Genomic DNA, 18,691 nt, shown 5'->3' on the forward strand with positions numbered 1-18,691 from the left:
ATATGATTTCTTAATAATATTGCGAAAAATGATATAATTTTCGACACCATTCTTCAGGGGGAACCATGCAATCCATCCGTCAAATCGCCCGCCTGAGCGGCGCCGTTGCCATCGCCGCCGCCGCCTGCTTTGGCGGCAACGCCCAGGCAAAACTCGTCGGCGACAGTATTACCGCTACCTATTACTACCCGAACCTTAGCACCCCCTACGATATGGGGACCGTGATCGTCGGCAGTGGTGTGGAGTTCAACGACCTAGGTTTTACCGTTGACGTCAGCGATTATCACATTGAGATCACGTCCAAGGTTTTCGGTACCTATAATCAGAGCAGTTTCAATGGCTTCACGCTGGTCGACAACACCAACCCGCATGCCTTCGACGAGCTGAAATTTGCCTACACCACCTTTGACTCCAACCTCAAGAATTCCATCAAGATCACCGGAAATATGGTTTCCGTCAACTGGGGAACCTTTTTCACCCAGCCGGGCTACAAGATCATGCTGGAAGTGCCTGAACCAGCAAGCTATGGCATGTTGCTGGCCGGTTTGGGCCTGCTGAGCGTCGCAGCACGTCGCAAGAAAAAAGTGCCTGCTGGCGCTGCGCAGTAACATGTCGCACGCACCCTGAAGCGAGGCGCCTCAGGGTGTTTTTTTGTCAATTCACGACGCATTTTTGGTTTGCCACGGCTTTCTGAGGTGCTCGCTCAGGCTGAATAGTCATAAAAAATCATGTGCCGGTACGTTCCTTGTACCACGTCAAAAAATCAGCTTTGGTAGCGAACGTCGGCTCTCGCAGCTTTTCGTACCGCCTCCAAAGACAATTGTGTAGCGACGGCGTAGCCAGCACCATTCCTCAACCGGGCAATCCCTGTCGTACTTTGCGAAGCATCGCCGCCCGCGCCGGCATGAATTTTAGTCGCCATGTCGCTCAGGCTTTCAGCGACGACAACTGAAACTGAACCGGTTGTCGGCTGGGCAGAGCGCTGTATCGTCCCGGCTTGGGCAAACGATCTCAACATTACCGGGCGCGGCGGGCTGCTTGACACGCCTGCGCCTGGTTGCCCAGCGAAAAAAACCCGCAGCGAGCGGCGGCTCGGTGCGGGTGTGGGCGCGGGCGGCGCGGGGCCGCCCGGGTGAACAAGGGCTTACTTCAGCGTCGGCAGGCCGGTCAGGTAGCCGACGGCGGCGCCGAAGCGGTCGCGGTAGTTGGCGCGCACCAGCGGGTCGAGGGTCTCGACCACTTTCGAGTGCAGGCCGCCGGTGACCTTGCCGGAGGCGTCCTTGGTCAGTTCCCAGTCGCCGACGTGCTGGAAGTTGCTCATGATGTAGGCGAAGCCGTTGATGTCGTCGACCGCGTGCAGGCCGGTCGATTCGGCGCCGGCGGGGGCCGACAGCAGACGGGTCAGCGCCTTGCTGTCGACGTTGTAGGCCCACAGGAAGTTGTTGACGTGCAGGCCGCTGTCCTCGCCGATGAACAAGGTGCGCAGTTTCTCGGAGAACTTGATGTTGTCCGGGTTGGCGATCTTGTCGGCGTTGGCCAGGTTGCCCAGCGCGTCGGGCGTGGCCAGGTCTTCGCCGACCAGGGCCGGCACGGCGGCCATGTCGACCGGCACCCATTCGGAATCGATGGCGGCGCCGCTGGTGTCCTTCTGGCCGGCCTTCAGGTTCAGCGCGTAGACGATGCCGGCGCTAGGACCCTTGATCGAAATGCCGCCGGAACCGTCCTTCATGGCGCCGTTGATGTAGGACATGGCCGAGTAGGCGATCTTGTCCTTGGCGTTGACGGTGGTGCCTTCCATCTTGGTGAAGCCCAGGCTGCCACCTTTGAGGGCGGCGTAGCGGTGGGTTTCCAGGAAGGCGGCGGCCTTTTCCATGCCCGGCACGATCTTGACCCAGTTCGCCTTGCCGCCGAACGGGATCTTGGTGTAGCTGGCGTCGGCCGGATCGGCGGTCTTGGCCGACAGGATGTCGGCGGCCTTCAGCTTGTCGGCCAGGGCCTTGATTTCGGCGCTGGTGGCGCTGCCCAGCTTGATCCAGGTGAGGTCGGCCGAGCCGCCGTTGTCGGCGGTTTTCTGCGCCCACTTGGCGACGTACAGGGTGCCCGAGGACAGGTCGCGCGCCTTGTCGGCGACGAACATGAACAGGCCGCCGTTGGTGGCGTCGTCGCCCATCAGCGCGGTGCGCTCGTCGGGCATGACCTGGACCAGTTCGTGCGAGATGCGGCCCATGCAGTAGTGCTTCTTGGCGCTGCCGGTGCCGTCCGGGTTGACGGTGATTTCCGGCATGTGGCCGTAGTGGTAAGGGTTGGCCTTGGTGGCGTCGCCGTACAGGTTGCTGGAGAAGGCGGCGAACTGGCTGTTCTTCTCGATGACGGTGGCGTCCGGCTCGTACTCTTCGCTCGACAGGTGGGTGTTCCACGGCGAGCGGCTGGCGCCGCAGGTGATCCACAGGCCGTTGGCCGGGCTGGTGTCGACGTTGTGGTACTTGACCAAGGTCAGCGCGCCGGTGACCTTGTCCTGGTCCAGCGTCAGCACGGCGATCGGCGACGGCAGCATGCCGTACATCGAGTCGCCCTTGACGTTGCGGGTGGCGTATTCGAACTGCACCACGGCGAACACGGTGTTGCCCTTGACACCGGCGACGGTCGGCGCGTCCAGCTTGAGCAGCGAGGTGCCGTCCGGGCAGTCGGAGAAGAACTGGCGCTTGCTCGGCTCGGTGATGTCGACGATGGGCTTGTTGTTGATGTCGTAGTAGCCGCCCGACAGGATGGTGCCGCCTTTGCCGTCCGGCACCTGGGCGCCGGTGACGAAGAAGGTTTCGTATTTCAGTGTGTAGGCTTGCTTGGAGCCGTCGCTGAAGGTGGCCGACAGGGCCGAACCGACGGTGGTGGTGGCCATCTGGGCGGCGTTGGCCAGGCCGGGCGCACCCATCGGCGAGAAGGTCACCGAGCTCAGCGTGACTGGCGTCGGTGGCGGCACGACGGCGCCGGCGGCCGGGGCGGAATCGCCGCCGCAGCCGGCCAGCAGGAAGGACGCGCCGCTGGCGCCTGCCAGCGGCAGCAGAGGCGCGCCCGACAGGAATTTGATCATACGGCGGCGGGACAGATCGAGAGACTCGCTCATGGGAAGGTAATCCTGGGTTAGTTGGGGCCATGGCATGTGCCGCCCGGCGTCGGCTGGCGGCTTCATGCGAGGTGGTGGCGCACCTCGACGAGCGAGATGATAGTTTGCCCATATGACATCTTCGTGACATTGGTAACAAAGGGCGTCCGTTCGGGCCGGGCCGGCCGAAACGCGCTATATTGGACCGCTAATGTTGTTATTTGACCGGTCACCGAGAAGGAGAATGCCATGCGCACCATCGAACGAACCCTGTTGAGCGCGCCGCTGCTGCTGTGGGCCTTGCTGGCCGGCGCCGGCGCGCGCGCCGAGGTCAACGTCAGTTATGTCCAGCCGGAGCAGTTCAGCGACGTGCCGTTTTCGCCGCTCGACCGCGAGCGCGTGCTCAAGCAACTGTCCGAGCATTTCGCCAAGCTGGGCAAGCAGTTGCCGGCCGGCCAAACGCTGAAGCTGGAGGTGCTCGACGTCGACCTGGCCGGCCGCATGTATCCACGCCGTGGCGGCGACGAGATCCGCGTGATGAACGGCGGCGCCGACTGGCCCCGCCTGCACCTGCGCTACACGCTGGAGGCCAACGGCCAGGTGCTGCGCAGCGGCGACGAGCAGCTGAGCAACATGATGTACCAGGACCGCATCAACCGCTACGGCAACGACGATCCTCTGCGCTACGAGAAACAGATGCTCGACGAGTGGTTCGGCAAGAACTTCCCGCCGGCCGAGCACGGCTAGACGGCGCCCTGGCGTTGCCGCCGGCGCCGGTCTCAGCGTTTCATGTAGCGTTCAAGGAAGGTCTTGAACTGTTCGCCGGCGAAGGCGGCGGCGGCGGCCCGTTCGAAGCGGGCGATGGCGGCCGGATCGGCCGCCGCCGTGTAGGCCATGGTGAAGGTGGTGGCCGGCAGCGGCAGTTTGACCAGCACGATGTCGAGCCCCTCCCGGCGGGCGAAATGGCGCGGCGAGTATTCGTTCTCGAAGAAGGCGGCCTGGATGCGGCCGGCCTGCAGCTTGCGCAGGTTCATCTGCTGCCAGTCGGCCGAGGCGACGAACTGCCAGTGGATCGGCAGTCGCTGCAGCCCGGCCATCAGCGGCGAGCCGCCGACCCAGCCGATCTCCATGCCGCCCAACTGCCGCAGCGAGTCCACCGCGCGCAGCGGCGAGCCGCGCAGCACCGCCAGGTGCGGGCGCGAGCGCAAATAAGTCCAGTCGAAGACGCGGATGCCGGCTTGGTTTCGCAGCGTGCCGCCGGACACCAGCAACACGTCGATGCTGCCGTTCTTCAGGTTTTCCAGCGCGCGCGGCAGCGAGGTGGCCTCGGTCCAGGCCAGCTCGACGCCGGCGCGCCGCCCCACCTCCTGTTCCAGATACTCGCGCAGCGCGCCCTGCAGCGGCGCCCCCGGGCTGCCGGTGACGATGGGCGCGACGACGAAGCCGCCCAGCCGCAGCGGCCGGGCGGCGGCGTCGGCGGCCAGCAGCACGGCCATGCACAGCAGCAGTCGGCGCAACAGCGTCACCTTCTTCGTGCGCCGCGCGGCTACAACTGCTCGGCCAGGAACAGCAGGCTGTTGCCGTGGGCCTGGGCGGCGCCGCGTTGCTGGTAGCTGCTGCGGTGGCTGCAGTTGAAGCCGTGCTCGGCCTGCGGGTAGAGGTGGATCTCGACGTTTTCGTCGGCGGCGAAGCGCTCGGCGATGCCGGCCACGGCGGCGGCCGGGATGTGGCTGTCCTCGGCGCCGAAGTGCAGTTGCAGCGGCACGGCCAGGCGCTCGGCCTGGTCCAGGCAGTTGTGGATGCCGCCGCCGTAGTAGGCCACCGCCGCGTCGACCACGCCGTCGCAGGCGGCCAGGAAGGACAGGCGGCCGCCGAAGCAGAAGCCGAGCGTGGCGATCCTGGCGCCGACGCCGGGACGGGCGCGCAGCGCGGCGGCGGCCAGCGCGATGTCGGCGCGGGCCAGCGCCACGTCGCAGGCGTTCATCAGGGCGACGGCGCGTTGCCAGCCGGCCTCGTCATAGCCCAGTTCGACGCGCGGCTGCTGGCGCCAGAACAGGTCGGGCGCCAGCACCACGTAACCGTCGGCGGCGTACTGGTCGGCCACCGAGCGGATGTGCTCGTTGACGCCGAAGATCTCCTGCAGCAGCACGATGCCGGGGCCGCCCAGGCCGCCGTGCGGCAGCGCCAGGTAGGCCTGGAAGGGGCCGTCGGGGGAATTGATGGTGAGCCATTGGCTGCTGGTCGGCATTGTCGGTCCTCGCGGGTGGAAAGAAGTATTTGTCATGCTACCGCAGATGAGGCCGCGCCGCCGCCTCGTCCGCGGCGCCTGGATGGCGCCGCCCCAAGAACGCCGCCTCAATAACGCCGCCCCAAGAACGTCGCCCCAATAACGCCGCCCCAATAACGCCGCCCCAATAACGCCGCCGCGAAAACGCGCGCTCAGTACACCTCGCGCAGATACAGCACCGGGCCGCTGCGGTAGACGCCGAACACGGCGCGGCCGGACACGCTGGGCAGGAAAGGCAGGATGTTGAGGTGGCTGGCGTCGCCGTCGCGGATCGGGTTGTTGGGATCGGTGATGCCGATGTCGACGGCGCCGTTGTAGCCGCTGCCGGGCGCGCGCAGCATCACCCTGGCGTCGCCGCTGGTGAAGCGCAGCGGCGCCGCGCCCTGCAGGCCCAGCACGGCGCTGTTGCAGGTGCCGGCGGCGGCGCCGGCCAGTTGCAGGCCGCGCTGGCAGTTGCCGAAACTGAGCGTGTTCAGGGTGTAGCCGGTCTGGTTGTTGTCCAGGCTGTTGTAGACGTAGCCGTGGCCGTTCCAGTACTGGGCGCGCAGCGTCAGCGGCATCGGCGAGGTCTCCGAACCGTAGTTGGGGCTGATCTGCAGGCGGCCGCTGAGCACGCGCAGGACCGGGCTGAGCGCGGCCTCGTTGCGCGCCGAGCTGGCCAGGTCGCTGTCGGTGGCGCGCAGGTAGAGCGTGGTCGGCGCCGACAGATTGGCCGTCGCGGTCGGCGCGATGGAGGAGAACTTGTAGCTCAGCGTGGTGCTGGCGAGGCCGCCGCCGAACACGCCGGCGCCGGCGACGACGGGCTCGACGCCGGCGGCGATGCTCTCGTCGACGCGGCCGGCGCCGCTCGGCGTGGTGGGCGGGTTCTTGTCGGCCGGCAGCAGCGAGCCGGCCGTCGTCCAGCCGCTGAAATCGACCTTTTTGGCCAGCGCGCCCTGGTAGTTGAGCATCAGGTTGTTGCTATCGTCGCTGGCCGCGCCGCCGTAGGCCGCCACGCTGGCGCTGAACGGCTGGTGCGAGTAGACGCTGGGCACCTCGGGGGGGACGCAGCCGCTGGCCAGGGCGCACATCGGCACGCGGTTGACCGGGGCGGCGATGGCGACGTTGAAGTGGTCGGGGATGAAGCGGCCGATGTTGGCCGTGCCGCTGGTGCTGAAGTTGGCGGCGCCGGCGCCCAGGTAGCCGTTGGCGTTGACCAGCTTGGCCGTCAGGCTGAAGATGCCGACCGCGTTCCAGCTGGCCGAGGCGAGCGTGGCGACGCCGTTGCTCATGGCGCCGAAGTTGCCGCCCAGGACGGGGTTCTGCGCGTTGGGGTAGGCGACGGGATCGGGCGCGACCAGGATCTGCTTGAGGGTGTAGCTTTCCGCCGCCGTCTCCTTGCCGAAGTTGCTGGTCACCTTGCCGTTGTGGTTGACCGCCGACAGGGTCGCCGTGAAGGCCTCGCCGGCCTTGATGAAGGCGGCGCCGGCGGCGTTGGCGGCGGCCGGGTTGACGGTGTTGGGCGCCGCCTTCTGCGTCACCGCGAAGACGAACTTCTCCGGCGCCACCTTGACGCTGCTGGCGCCGGTGACGACGATGCCGGCGTCGGGGCCGCTGTTGGGCGCGTAGCGGGCGTTGATGCTGAGCTGGCCGGCCTCGGCGTATTGCAGCGTGGTGCTGGCCTGGCCGTTGGCGTTGAAGGCCAGTGACAAGCTCTGCCCGCCGGCGCTGCAGGCCGAGGCGCTGTTGGCGGCCAGCGCCGTGCCGCCCAGCAGTAGCGGCACCGGCGCGACATTGGCGGCGACCGGATCGGTGTAGCCGCAGCTGAAGTTGATGCTGCGCGTCAGACCGGCGAACAGCGGCACGCAGGACGGGTTGTTGCCGACCTTTTGCAGCGCGCTGACGCTCAGCGTCTGCGGCGTGTCGGCCAGGTGGTCGGGCACGCTCAGGCTCAGGCCGGTGTCGGCGAACACCATCGCGCAGCTGCCGGAGTTGGCGCTGGTGTTGAGGCAAGTGGTGCCCAGGCCGGCGGTGGTGATGGCCAGCGTGGCCGTGCCGGCCGTGCCCTGCCTGACGCTGGCGGCGCTGTTGATGCCGCCGCTGATGGTGACCGTGCCGCCGCCCGGGCTGAGCGCGACGTCGGTGTTGCTGCTGTAGTGGGGCGCGGTGCAGGCGGCGTTGGCGCAGGCGGTCAGCGTCACCGTCTGCGGCTGGCAGGTCAGGCCGGTGCCGCTGTGGCTGATCTGGATATGGTGCGGGCCGGACACGGGCGGCGGGCCGCACACCGGGCCGGGCGCGCTGCCGTTGGTCGGATAGCCGCTGTTGTTGGTGACACAGCTGCAGCCGGCGGCGCCGGCGCCGGTGCAACTGATCACCTTGTTGACGCGGCCGTGCCAGTTCAGCGTGATGGCGTTGACCGAGGCGTTGCCGCTGATGTAGGCGTCCGAGCTTTGCGTGACCACGTTGCGCGCCACCAGGTCGCCGTTGATGGTGCCGCTCGAGCCGATGTCGACGTCGCCGGTCATCGTCACGTTGCCGTTGATGACGCTGTTGGCGGCGTTGATCTTCAGGTCGCCGCCGCTGACGGCGCCGGTGACCGTGTTGCCGGACTCGACGGTAAGCTTGGTGGCGGCGGCGATGTTGCCCTTCACCGTGGTCGAGGAGGCCTTGATGGTCACCGTGGGCGCGGTGATGTTGCCGACCAGGTCGCTGCCCGAGGCCAGCGCGAACGAGACGCTGGCGGTTATGTTGCCGGTCAGGTCGACCGGCGAGGTGGTGTCGACCACGGCGCCGGAGATCGGCCCGATGATGGTCACGTGGGAGGCCAGGTTGACCGCGCCGCTGGCCGTCAGCGAGCCGGTGATCTTGGTGGCCGAGCCGCTGCCGATGGTCATGCTGGCGGCCGTGATGTCGGCGACGATGGTCTGCGCCTGCGAGCCGATCTTGAAGTTGGCGCCGGCGGCCAGGCTGCCGCCGGCGATGCTCAGGTTGCTGGGATTGATGTCGCCGATGTCCAGGCTGCCGCTGGTCTGCAGCCGCGCATTGCCGCGCATCGTCAGGCGCTGGTTGTAGTCGAAGGTCATCGAGCTGGCCAGGCTGACAGTGTAGCCGCTGGGGATGGTGAAATAGTCGTAGTTGTTCAGCGCGGCGCAGCTGTAGGTCTGGCTGGCCGCCGTATAGCTGCAGCCGGCGACAGCGGCGCCGTTGAAGACGATGTCGCTCGGCGCCTGCGACCCGCCGGCGCGCGCCGGCCCGACCAGCAAGGCCAGGGCCAGCAGCAGCGCCTGGCGCAGTGTCAGCGCCGCCCGGCGCGAGAAGGAAATTGTCATGGAGTCACCTAGAAATGCTTGGCTGAATTATAGGCCCATTCATTTTCCTTGCCGTGTGGCATTTCCAACACGCCGCCGGGGAAAACGCCGCCGCCCGGGCCGGCCGGGCGCCGGCGGCCCCGGCGGCGGCGCCGTTCCGTGCTAATCTTTTGCTTTGCCCGCGCTTCGACCATGGCCGACCCGACCCCACCCCCCGCCTTCCCGCCCGGCCTCGCCGCCGCGCCGGCCGCCGCGCCGCCGGCGCGCAGCCGCGCGGTGTTGTTGGCGCCGGTGGCGCTGGCGCTGCTGTGCGGCCTGGGCGCCACCGCCGCCCTGTTCTACGGCGTGCGCCAACTCGAGCAGGACAAACTGGCGCTGGCCTTCGAGCAGCGCGCCCACGCCCGCCTGCAGGCCCTGCGGGAGGGCGTCAGCAACGCCATCGCCGGCCTGCGCGCCGTCAACCAGCTGTTCGCCAGCACGCCGCAGGTGACGCGCCAGCAGTTCCGCCTGTTCGTCCAACCGATCCTCGACCGTTCCCCCTACACCTACGGCATCAGCTACACGCGCTTCCTGCCGCAGGCGCAGCGGCCGGCCTTCGAGGCCGAGCTGGCCGGCCGCCTGCCGGGCCGGGCGATGACCGAGATGCGCGACGGCCGCGCCGTGCCGGCCGGCCAGCGCAGCAGCTACTGGGTGATCGACTACATCGAGCCGCTGGCCGGAAACGAGGCCGCCTTCGGCCTCGACACCGCCTATCCGCAGGCCGGCAACGTCGCGCGCGAGCGCGCCTACGACACCGGCCTGCCGCTGGCCGGCGCGCTGATCGCGCTGGCGCAGGGGCCGGCGCCGCGCACCGGGGTGATCGTCTCGATGCCGGTGTACCGCTACGGCGCCGTGCTGGCCGACGTGGCGGCGCGGCGCAGCGCGCTCGAGGGCGAGACCAACATCGTCATCCGCCCCAACGACCTGGTGCGCAAGATCTACGCCGCCGCCGGCCTGCTCGGCGCGGCCGGCGTCAACCAGCGCGTCTACGCCGCCGACCGCGAGGAGCCGGCCGGCCTGGTGTTCGAGGAGCTGGCCGAGGCCGAGCCGGCGCCAGCGGCGCTGCTGCGCTGGCTGTATCCGGCGGCGCCGGCGCGCGCCGTGCGGCGGCTCGACCTGGCCGGCCAGCCCTGGTTGCTGCTCAGCTGGTCCAGCCCGGGCTGGGCCGCCGCCGACCACCTGGCCTCGCTGGCCACGCTGGCGCTGGGCCTGGTGCTCAGCCTGCTGGCCGCCGCGCTGGTGCAGGCGCTGGTCTGGCGCAACCGCCACATCCAGCGCCGCGTCGAGCTGCGCACCGCCCAGCTCAAGCAGCTCAACCAGGCACTGCGCCTGCGCGAGCGGGCCATCGAATCGAGCACCAACGCCGTCGTCATCACGGCGGCGGCGCCGCACAACCCCATCGTCTACGTCAACCCGGCCTTCGAGCGCATCACCGGCTACCGCGCCGCCGAGGTGCTGGGCAAGAGTCCGCGCCTGCTGCACGGCCACGACCTGGAGCAGCAGGGCGCCGCCGAGATCCGCGCCGCCATCCGCGAGCAGCGCGACGGCCACGCCGTGGTGCGCAACTACCGCAAGGACGGCGCGATGTTCTGGAACGACATCTACATCTCGCCGGTGCGCGAGGCCGACGGCGCCATCCACCACTACGTCTCGATCCAGCACGACATCACCGCCGTCAAGGCCTACGAGAGCGAGTTGCACCACCAGGCCACCCACGACGCCCTGTCCGGCCTGCCCAACCGCGCGCTGATGAAGGACCGCCTGCGCCAGAGCCTGCACCTGGCGGCGCGCAAGGACGAGACGCTGTGGGTGGTCTCGCTCGACCTCGACCACTTCAAGTTCGTCAACGGCCGCCTCGGCCACAAGGGCGGCGACCGCCTGCTGCAGGCGGTGGCCGAGCGGCTGCTGGCCGGCGTGCGTCCGGTCGACACCGTGGCGCGCATCGGCGGCGACGAGTTCGTGCTGTTGCTGTTGCCCGAGCAGGGCGCCAGCTGTCCGCGCGGCGACGAGGTGCAGCGCCTGCTGGCGCTGCTGGCCGAGCCGCTGGTGGTCGACGGCCAGGAGCTGTTCCTGACCTGCAGCGCCGGCGTGGCGGTGTATCCGGGCGACGGCGCCGAGGCCGAGCAGCTGGTCGAGCGGGCCGACATCGCCATGCACCGCGCCAAGGAGCTGGGCCGCGACAACTACCAGTTCTTCACCGCCGCCATGAACGAGCAGCTCGGCGAGCGCCTGCGCATCGAGGGCGCGCTGCGCAGCGCGCTGGAGCGGCGCGAGTTCGTGCTGCACTACCAGCCGCAGATCGACGTGGTCGGCGGCCGCATCTTCGGCATGGAGGCCTTGATCCGCTGGCAGCACCCGGAGCTGGGCATGGTGGCGCCGAGCCGCTTCATCGGCCTGGCCGAGGAGACCGGCCTGATCCTGCCGATCGGCGCCTGGGTGCTGCGCAGCGCCTGTCTGCAACTGCTCGAATGGCAGCGCGGCGGCCGTCCCGGGCTGCGCATCGCCGTCAACGTGTCGGCGCGCCAGCTGGCCGCGCCGGGCTTCGTGCAGATGGTGGCCGAGCTGCTGGCCGAAACCGGGCTGGCGCCGCGCTGCCTGGAGCTGGAGCTGACCGAGAGCTTCCTGATGCAGGACGTCGAACACGCCATCGGCATGATGCGGCAGTTGAAGCGTCTCGGCGTGCTGCTGGCCATCGACGATTTCGGCACCGGCTATTCCAGCCTGGCGCACCTGAAGCGCTTCGAGGTCGACGTGCTGAAGATCGACCAGACCTTCGTGCGCGACCTGGCGGTCGACCCGGACGATGCCGCCATCGTCGCCACCATCATCTCGCTGGCGGCCAATTTGAAGCTGGAGGTGATCTCGGAGGGCGTCGAGACGCAGGACCAGGTCGACTTTTTGCGCCGCCACGGCTGCCGCCAGATGCAGGGCTACCACTTCGGCCGGCCGGTCGACGCCGCCGCCTTCGAGCAGCTGCTGCTGGCCGACGAGGCGCGCGCCGGCCGCGCGGAGCAGGGCGCCGACAGCGGCGGCTGAATCGTGCTAAGGTTGGCGCCGCGCTGGCCGCGCCCGGTGCCCGGCCCGGCCGGCGCGGCGCGGCTTAGCGACGCGAAGTGAAGTGAAGTGAAGTGAGGGGGAAGAGTATGTCGAAGATATCGGTTTCAATCCAACTGGCCGCCTCGGCCGAGCGCGTCTGGCAGATGGTCGGCGGCTTCAACAGCATGCCCGACTGGTGCCGCTCGATCAGCAACAGCACGCTGCACGAGGGCGGCCGCGTGCGCCGGCTGGAGACGGCCGACGGCGCCGTCATCGTCGAGCGGCTGGAGACCTTCTCCGAGGCGGAGCGGCGCTACAGCTACTCGATCGTCGCCGCGCCGCTGCCGGTGACCAATTACCACGCCGCCCTGCGGGTGGGCGAGGGCGAGAGCGCCTGCGCGGTCGAATGGTCGAGCACCTTCTACGCCGCCGCCGAGGACGAGGAGCGCATCGTCGCGACGCTGCGGCAGATCTACCAGGGCGGCCTGGACGACCTCAAGCGCGCGCTCGGCGCCTGAGGCCGCGGCGCCTCAGCGCTTGACCTTGCCGAAGGCGTCGCCCGCCTTCCAGCTCGGCCGGCCGGCGCCGTTGGCCAGCGCGTAGCCCAGGTTGAGGGTGAACTGGGCCTGCTGCAGCATGCCCGACAGGTCCCAGTCGGCGTGGTACTCGTCGCTGACCTGGTGGTAGTCGTTCTTGAAGGCGACCAGGCGCGCGCTCGACCGGTCGGCATCCTTGACGAAGCTGAAGTGGCCGTCGCCGGAGAACACCGCCGAGCCGACGTTGAAGGCCGGCACGCCGGCCTTGGCGAAGTTGAAGTGGTCGGCGCGGAAGTAGGCGCCCGACAGGTCGGCGATGGTCGGCGCCAGGGTCAGTCCCATCTGCTTGGCCACCAGGCCGGCGCTGGCGTACAGGCTGCTGCGCTCGGCGCCGGCGACGCCGATGTCGCGCGTCTTGCCGACGAAGTTCATGCTGTCCAGGTTCAGGTCGGCCAAGGTGTTCTGCAGCGGCCAGGCCGGCTGCGCCACGTAGGCGGCGCTGCCCAGCAGGCCCTGCTCCTCGGCCGCCGGCCAGAGGAAGATCTGGCTGCGCTTGGCCGGATGCCTGACCGCCTCGGCGGCCATGGCCAGCAGCGCCGCCGCGCCGGAGGCGTTGTCGATGGCGCCGTTCCAGGTGTGGTCGCTGGCGTCGTCGCGCCGGGTGCCCTCGTCCATGCCCAGGTGGTCCCAGTGCGCCGAATACACCACCGCCTCGTGCTTCAGTTTGGCGTCGCTGCCGGGCACCACGCCGAGCACGTTGAACTGCTCGACCTGGCGGATGGTGCTGCGCACCTCGGCGTGCACGGCGATGTTCAGGTCGACCGGGCTGAACTCGCGCGTTTCGGCGCGCGCGCGCATGGCGTCGAGGTCGTGGCCGGCGGCGGCGAACAGGGCGCGCGCGGCATCCTCCTGCAGCCAGCCTTCGAGCGGGTTGCCGGCGCCGGCCAGGTGGAAGCGCTCGTGGCTGAAGCCGTTGGCCGGCACGCTCCACGGATAGCTGGCCGAGGCCGTGGTGTGGATCAGCAGCACGCCGGCGGCGCCCTGGCGCACCGCCTCCTCGAACTTGTACAGCCAGCGGCCGTAGTAGGTGTAGGCCTTGCCGGCGAAGCGGTTCGGCTCGGCCTCGGTGGGCTGCGGGTCGTTGACCATCATGACCAGGATCTTACCCTTCAGGTCGACGCCCTTGTAGTCGTCCCAGCGCTCCTCCTCGGCGCGCACGCCGTAGCCGACGAAGACCAGCGGCGCGTCGAGCCGCACGTCGCTCTTGCCGCCGGCGGTGCCGAAGACGATCTCCTTGCCGGGCAGCGGCGTGATGCTCTGGCGGCCGGCCTGGAAGGTGACCGCGCTGCCGCTCAGCAGCTTGCTGCCTTCGATGCGCACCGCCTGGCGGTAGCCGCCGGCGAGCAGCGGCTTGAGGCCGATGACCGCGGCCTGGGTCTCCAGATAGCGCACCGCCAGGTCGCCGCCGCGCTGGCCGGTGCCGCGCCCCTCGAACAGGTCGTCGGCCAGCAGCGACAGGTGGGCGCGCAGCGGTGTCTCGCTCAGCGCGGGCGCTTGCTGGGCCAGGGTGGCGCTGCTGGACAGGGTCAGGCCGACGGCGACGGCGAACAGGGAAGGGCGCATGGGGACTCCGAAAAAGTGGGTGGCGAACGGCGGCCGGCAAGGCCGCGACGTGGTGGTCGGGACGCCGCCCCGGTGCTGCGACCGGAGTGGCGCGCCTATATTACTGCATTCGAGACGCCGCCAGCGGCGATCAAACCACCCAAAGGCGTGGAGCGGGGGGCGGACTCCCCGCCTTGGCGCGGCGGGTCCGACCCCAGTTTCTGCCCTTGGGTTCGGCGGCGCGCGGGGGGCGCCGATTGTTCGCACCGCCGCAGTCGATTCGGGTAGCATCGAACGATCATCGTTCGAAGCGGGGGAGAGCATGCGCGTCATCATCATCACGGGTAGTTCGGACGGCATCGGCGCCGAAATGGCGCGCCAGCTGGCGCGCGGCCACGGCGGCGGCGTGGCGCTGGTGCTGGCGGCGCGCAATCACGAGCTGTTGCAGCGGGTCGCCGCCGATTGCGCCGCCGCCGGCGCGCAGACGCTGGTGGTGCCGACCGATGTGTCGGTGCAGGCGCAGTGCGTGGCGCTGGTCGCCGCCACGGTGGCGCGCTTCGGCCGCATCGACGCGCTGGTCAACAACGCCGGCCGCTCGGCCCACGCCCTGTTCGAGCAGGTGCAGGACCTGGGCTGGTACGAGGAACTGATGCGCATCAACCTGTGGGGCAGCGTCTGGTGCACCCACGCCGCGCTGCCGTATTTGCAGCAGTCGCGCGGCAGCATCGTCGCCGTCTCTTCGCTGGCCGGCCTGATCGGCGTGCCCGGCCGCACCGCCTACAACGCCAGCAAGTTCGCCATGGCCGGTTTCTTCGAGGGCCTGCGCGCCGAACTCAAGCCGGCCGGCGTCAGCGTCACCATCGCCTATCCCGGCGTGGTGGCGACGCAGATCCGCCACCGGGGTTTCAACGCCGCCGGCGGCGCGTTGGGTAGCAGCAGCCTGAAGGAGGACCAGGCCATGTCGGTGGAGCGCTGCGCCGGCCTGATCGTCGCCGCCATGCAGGCGCGCCGGCGCGAGGTGGTGATGTCGGTCAAGGGCAAGCTGGGCCGCTGGCTCAAGCTGATCGCTCCCGGCCTGGTGGAGAACATGGCGCTGGCCGCGTTGAAGGACGACGTCAAACCCAAGGAGCCGGTTAAAGGCCAGTTGTAAGCGGATGTAAGACTCGGTAAGCGGATGTAATCCTCGTCAACGCGGTCCCGGTGGGCCGCGTTTTTTGCTCATGACACGGGAATTGTCCCGGCCACTAAACAACAGACAAGGATTACCACCATGAGCAAAATCATCGCTTCCCTGATCGCCGGCCTGTTCGCTACCGCAGCATTCGCACAAGCCCCCGCCGCCAGCGCCACCGCTGCGGCGGCCAGCGCCCCGGTCGCCGTCAAGGCCGACGTCAAGGAACACAAGGCTGCTAAGAAAACCGAAGTAAAAGAAGTCAAAGCAGCAGAAAAAACCGAAGTAAAAGAATCCAAGGAAGTCAAGCCCGCCGCCAGCGCAGCGACAGTGGCCGGTAGCGCATCGGCCGACGGCCACGCCGCCAAGGCCAAGGGCCACCACAAGGCGGACAAGGCAGACAAGGCCGGCAAGGCGCATACGGACGCCGCCAAGGAAGTCGCTCCGGCCAGCGCCGAAGCCACTGCAGCGGTCAAGTAATCAGCCACCCCAGCCACACCGCATCAGCATCAACATCTTCGCAGCACATGCAGCACATGCAGCACATGCAGCACAGCCGGGAATCGTCCCGGCCACCCCCTAAAACTGTTTAAAGGATTTTTATCATGACCAAAATTATCGCTACCCTGATCGCCTCCCTGTTCGCCACCGCCGCTTTCGCTCAAGCGCCGGCCGCCAGCGCCCCTGCATCCAGCAGCCCGGCCGTGGTCAAGGCCCAGGCCAAGGAAACCAAGGCTGTGGCCAAGGCCGACGCCAAGGAAACCAAGGCCGTGGTGAACGCCGAGGCGAAGGAAGCCAAAGCCGTCGCCGGTGCCAAGGAAGACGTGGCCGGCGCCAAGGCCGACGAGAAGGTCGCCAAGGTGAAGGCGCACAAAAAGGCCAAGAAAGCCAAGGCCAAGGCCCACGCCGAAGCCGCCAGCGCCGAAGCCAAAGCCGCACCGGCAGCCGCGCCAGCCAAGTAATCGCGCCGGCGTCGAAGTGAGTAGACAGGGTCCCGCGAGGGGCCCTGTTTGTTTTGGCGGGGAGATATGCTGGCAAACCCCAGCGGCAAAGAGCTGGGGTCGGACCCCGCGGGTCCGACCCCGGGTTGCGCCCTTGGGTTTTGTCCGCGTCCCGGAAGTCGGTGTCGGACTGTTAATTCTGCCATTTTGATAGCGAAATGGGCGGGAAAACGCTGTTTTCTGGCGAACTTTGCGCCTGTTTGGCCGGGAGGGAGTAAACTACGCACAAATTTCTTTCGCAATTAGGCGATTCGAACATACTTGTGAGTGACGCCATGTCTGAAACCCCCATTTCCCTTTTTGCCGACCTTAACCTCAGCGAGCCCCTCATCCGGGCCTTGAAGGACGTCGGCTACGAGTCGCCATCGCCCATCCAGGCGGCGACGATTCCCCTGTTGCTGGACAACCAGGACGTGCTCGGCCAAGCGCAAACCGGCACCGGCAAGACCGCCGCCTTCGCGCTGCCGATCCTGTCGCGCATCGACATCAAGCAAACCACGCCGCAGGCGCTGGTGCTGGCGCCGACCCGCGAACTGGCGATCCAGGTGGCCGAGGCCTTCCAGACCTATGCCGCCCACATCCCCGGCTTCCACGTGCTGCCGATCTACGGCGGCCAAAGCTACGGTCCGCAATTGTCGGCGCTGCGCCGCGGCGTGCACGTCGTGGTCGGCACCCCCGGCCGCGTCATCGACCACCTCGACAAAGGCTCGCTCGACCTGTCCAAGCTGAAAACGCTGGTGCTCGACGAGGCCGACGAGATGCTGCGCATGGGCTTTATCGACGACGTCGAACGGATCCTGCAGGAGACCCCCGACACGCGCCAAACCGCGCTGTTCTCGGCCACCATGCCGTCGGCCATCCGCCGCATCGCCAACACCTACCTGCACAACCCGAAGGAAATCACGGTGGCCGCCAAGACCGGCACCGCCGAGAACATCCGCCAGCGCTACTGGCTGGTGTCGGGCATGCACAAGCTCGACGCGCTGACCCGCATCCTCGAGGCCGAGAACTTCGACGGCATGATCATCTTCTCGCGCACCAAGTTGGGCACCGAGGAACTGGCCAGCAAGCTGCAGGCGCGCGGTTTCTCCGCCGCCGCCATCAACGGCGACATCCAGCAGGCGCAGCGCGAACGCACCATCCAGCAGCTCAAGGACGGCAAGATCGACATCCTGGTGGCGACCGACGTGGCCGCGCGCGGCCTCGACGTCGAGCGCATCAGCCACGTGGTCAACTACGACGTGCCGCATGATCCGGAAAGCTACACCCACCGCATCGGCCGCACCGGCCGCGCCGGCCGCAGCGGCGAGGCGATCCTGTTCATCACCCCGCGCGAGAAGAACCTGCTGAAGGCGATCGAACGTTCGACCCGCCAGCCGATCGGCATGCTCGAACTGCCGTCGATCCAGGCCGTCAACGACGTCCGTATCGCCAAATTCAAATCGCAGATCAGCGAAACGCTGGCGTTGGGCGAACTGGAGCAGTTCCAGTCGCTGATCGAGGACTTCGAGCGCGAGCAGAACATCCCGGCGATCGAGATCGCCGCCGCGCTGGCCAAGATGGCGCGCGGCGACGTGCCGCTGCTGCTCGACAAAAAGCAGCAGGCCGCCAGCGCCGCCTCGTGGGAAGAGCGTCCGGCCCGCCAAGCCAGCTTCGACCGTCCCGAGCGCGGCGACCGCTTCGACCGCAATGATCGTGGCGACCGTGGCGACCGTGGCGATCGCGGCGACCGTCCGGACCGCAGCGAGCGCTTCCCGAAAAAAGAGCGCATCGTGCGCGCCGCCGATCCCGGCATGCAGACCTTCCGCATCGAGGTGGGCTACCAGCACGGCGTCAAGCCGGGCAATATCGTCGGCGCCATCGCCAACGAGGGCGGCATCGATTCCAAGAACATCGGCCGCATCGAGATCTACGACGACTACAGCGTGCTCGACATGCCGAACGACCTGCCGACCGACGTGATGGAGCATCTGGGCGCGATCAAGGTCGCCGGCCAACTGCTGCGCATCAGCCGCGACGGCGAAACGCCGAACGCGGCGCCGGCGGCGGCAATGCCGTCGCAGCGCAGCTTCGCCGCGCCGGCCGCCGCACGTCCGGCCGCCGCGCCGGCCGCGCCGCGTCCAGCCGCCTCGCCGCTGGCCAAGGCCGCCCAGGTTGAGCCGACCGACTTCGACGCCGCACCGAAGAAGAAAAAGGAAAAACCGGGCAAGGCCCTGCTGCCGATGACCGCCTTCCGCATCGAGGTGGGCAGCGACCAGGCCGCCACGCCTAGCAACATCGTCGGCGCCATCGCCAACGAGGCGGGTCTGGAGGCCAAGCACATCGGCCGCATCGAGATCTTCGACAGCTACAGCATGTTGGAACTGCCGGCCGGTATGCCGGACGACGTCTTCCAGCACCTGGGCAAAGTGTGGGTGGGTGGCCAGCAGCTGCGCATCAGCCACGCCGACAAGATGCCGCCGGAGTCGGCCAAAGCGACCCCGCCGAAGAAGCCCGCACCGGGCGCCAAGAGCGACAAGTTCAAGTCCAAGGGACCGAAGTCGTACTAATCGCGATAATCGCGACTAGATCGACCAACTAGAAAGGGAGCTTCGGCTCCCTTTTTTTTGCGCCGCGCGCGTGCGGGGCGGCG

The 18,691-nt window shown here is 68.2% G+C and carries 13 protein-coding genes; 8 read left to right on the plus strand and 5 right to left on the minus strand.

The genetic code is table 11. From position 1 onward, the window contains the following. Nucleotides 1–65: 65 nt before the first annotated feature. Nucleotides 66–608: a PEP-CTERM sorting domain-containing protein gene (locus tag H7U20_RS21275; RefSeq protein WP_199761147.1), complete on the plus strand. Its 543-nt coding sequence runs from the start codon at nucleotides 66–68 to the stop codon at nucleotides 606–608. A 536-nt stretch (nucleotides 609–1,144) separates the two neighbouring features. Here the strand turns inward: H7U20_RS21275 and H7U20_RS21280 are convergent. Beyond that, entirely contained in the window at nucleotides 1,145–3,121 is a 1,977-nt protein-coding gene (locus H7U20_RS21280; protein WP_199761148.1) for a PhoX family protein, read from the minus strand. A 228-nt stretch (nucleotides 3,122–3,349) separates the two neighbouring features. Here H7U20_RS21280 and H7U20_RS21285 point away from each other — a divergent pair, with 228 nt between their 5' ends. Next, complete coding sequence (locus H7U20_RS21285) at nucleotides 3,350–3,847, plus strand: DUF3016 domain-containing protein (RefSeq protein ID WP_199761149.1); 498 nt, start codon at nucleotides 3,350–3,352, stop codon at nucleotides 3,845–3,847. Between the two features lie 32 nt (nucleotides 3,848–3,879). Here H7U20_RS21285 and H7U20_RS21290 read toward each other — a convergent pair whose 3' ends face one another. The 3 genes from H7U20_RS21290 to H7U20_RS21300 all read right to left on the minus strand — a co-directional run bounded on the left by H7U20_RS21290 (nucleotide 3,880) and on the right by H7U20_RS21300 (nucleotide 8,695). Continuing rightward, nucleotides 3,880–4,617, minus strand: a complete 738-nt coding sequence (locus H7U20_RS21290) for a substrate-binding periplasmic protein (RefSeq protein ID WP_199761150.1) — start codon at nucleotides 4,615–4,617, stop codon at nucleotides 3,880–3,882. Between the two features lie 29 nt (nucleotides 4,618–4,646). Then, a complete protein-coding gene (locus tag H7U20_RS21295; protein WP_199761151.1) occupies nucleotides 4,647–5,348 on the minus strand; it encodes a dienelactone hydrolase family protein in 702 nt (233 codons plus the stop codon). Nucleotides 5,349–5,539: 191 nt separating this feature from the next. Next, the gene (locus H7U20_RS21300) at nucleotides 5,540–8,695 is read right to left on the minus strand and encodes a DUF6701 domain-containing protein (protein ID WP_199761152.1); all 3,156 of its coding nucleotides are present in this window, start codon (nucleotides 8,693–8,695) and stop codon (nucleotides 5,540–5,542) included. A 171-nt stretch (nucleotides 8,696–8,866) separates the two neighbouring features. Between H7U20_RS21300 and H7U20_RS21305 the strand changes: the two genes are divergently transcribed. Continuing rightward, a complete protein-coding gene (locus H7U20_RS21305) occupies nucleotides 8,867–11,749 on the plus strand; it encodes a bifunctional diguanylate cyclase/phosphodiesterase (RefSeq protein ID WP_199761153.1) in 2,883 nt (960 codons plus the stop codon). A gap of 107 nt (nucleotides 11,750–11,856) precedes the next feature. Then, nucleotides 11,857–12,267, plus strand: a complete 411-nt coding sequence (locus H7U20_RS21310) for an SRPBCC family protein (protein WP_199761154.1) — start codon at nucleotides 11,857–11,859, stop codon at nucleotides 12,265–12,267. 12 nt (nucleotides 12,268–12,279) lie between these two features. Here H7U20_RS21310 and H7U20_RS21315 read toward each other — a convergent pair whose 3' ends face one another. Continuing rightward, nucleotides 12,280–13,908: a M28 family peptidase gene (locus H7U20_RS21315; RefSeq protein WP_199761155.1), complete on the minus strand. Its 1,629-nt coding sequence runs from the start codon at nucleotides 13,906–13,908 to the stop codon at nucleotides 12,280–12,282. A 301-nt stretch (nucleotides 13,909–14,209) separates the two neighbouring features. On the opposite strand from H7U20_RS21315, the gene H7U20_RS21320 reads away from it, so the two are divergent. The 4 genes from H7U20_RS21320 to H7U20_RS21335 all read left to right on the plus strand — a co-directional run bounded on the left by H7U20_RS21320 (nucleotide 14,210) and on the right by H7U20_RS21335 (nucleotide 18,608). After that, nucleotides 14,210–15,037: an SDR family oxidoreductase gene (locus tag H7U20_RS21320; protein WP_199761156.1), complete on the plus strand. Its 828-nt coding sequence runs from the start codon at nucleotides 14,210–14,212 to the stop codon at nucleotides 15,035–15,037. Nucleotides 15,038–15,157: 120 nt separating this feature from the next. Next, a complete protein-coding gene (locus H7U20_RS21325; protein ID WP_199761157.1) occupies nucleotides 15,158–15,538 on the plus strand; it encodes a hypothetical protein in 381 nt (126 codons plus the stop codon). Nucleotides 15,539–15,663: 125 nt separating this feature from the next. Continuing rightward, nucleotides 15,664–16,020, plus strand: a complete 357-nt coding sequence (locus H7U20_RS21330) for a hypothetical protein (RefSeq protein ID WP_199761158.1) — start codon at nucleotides 15,664–15,666, stop codon at nucleotides 16,018–16,020. A 314-nt stretch (nucleotides 16,021–16,334) separates the two neighbouring features. Further along, nucleotides 16,335–18,608, plus strand: coding sequence for a DEAD/DEAH box helicase (locus tag H7U20_RS21335; RefSeq protein WP_199761159.1), 2,274 nt, complete (start codon nucleotides 16,335–16,337; stop codon nucleotides 18,606–18,608). Nucleotides 18,609–18,691 lie beyond the last annotated feature (83 nt).

It is taken from the genome of Rugamonas violacea (genome assembly GCF_016461825.1).
Classification (GTDB): Bacteria; Pseudomonadota; Gammaproteobacteria; order Burkholderiales; family Burkholderiaceae_D; genus Rugamonas.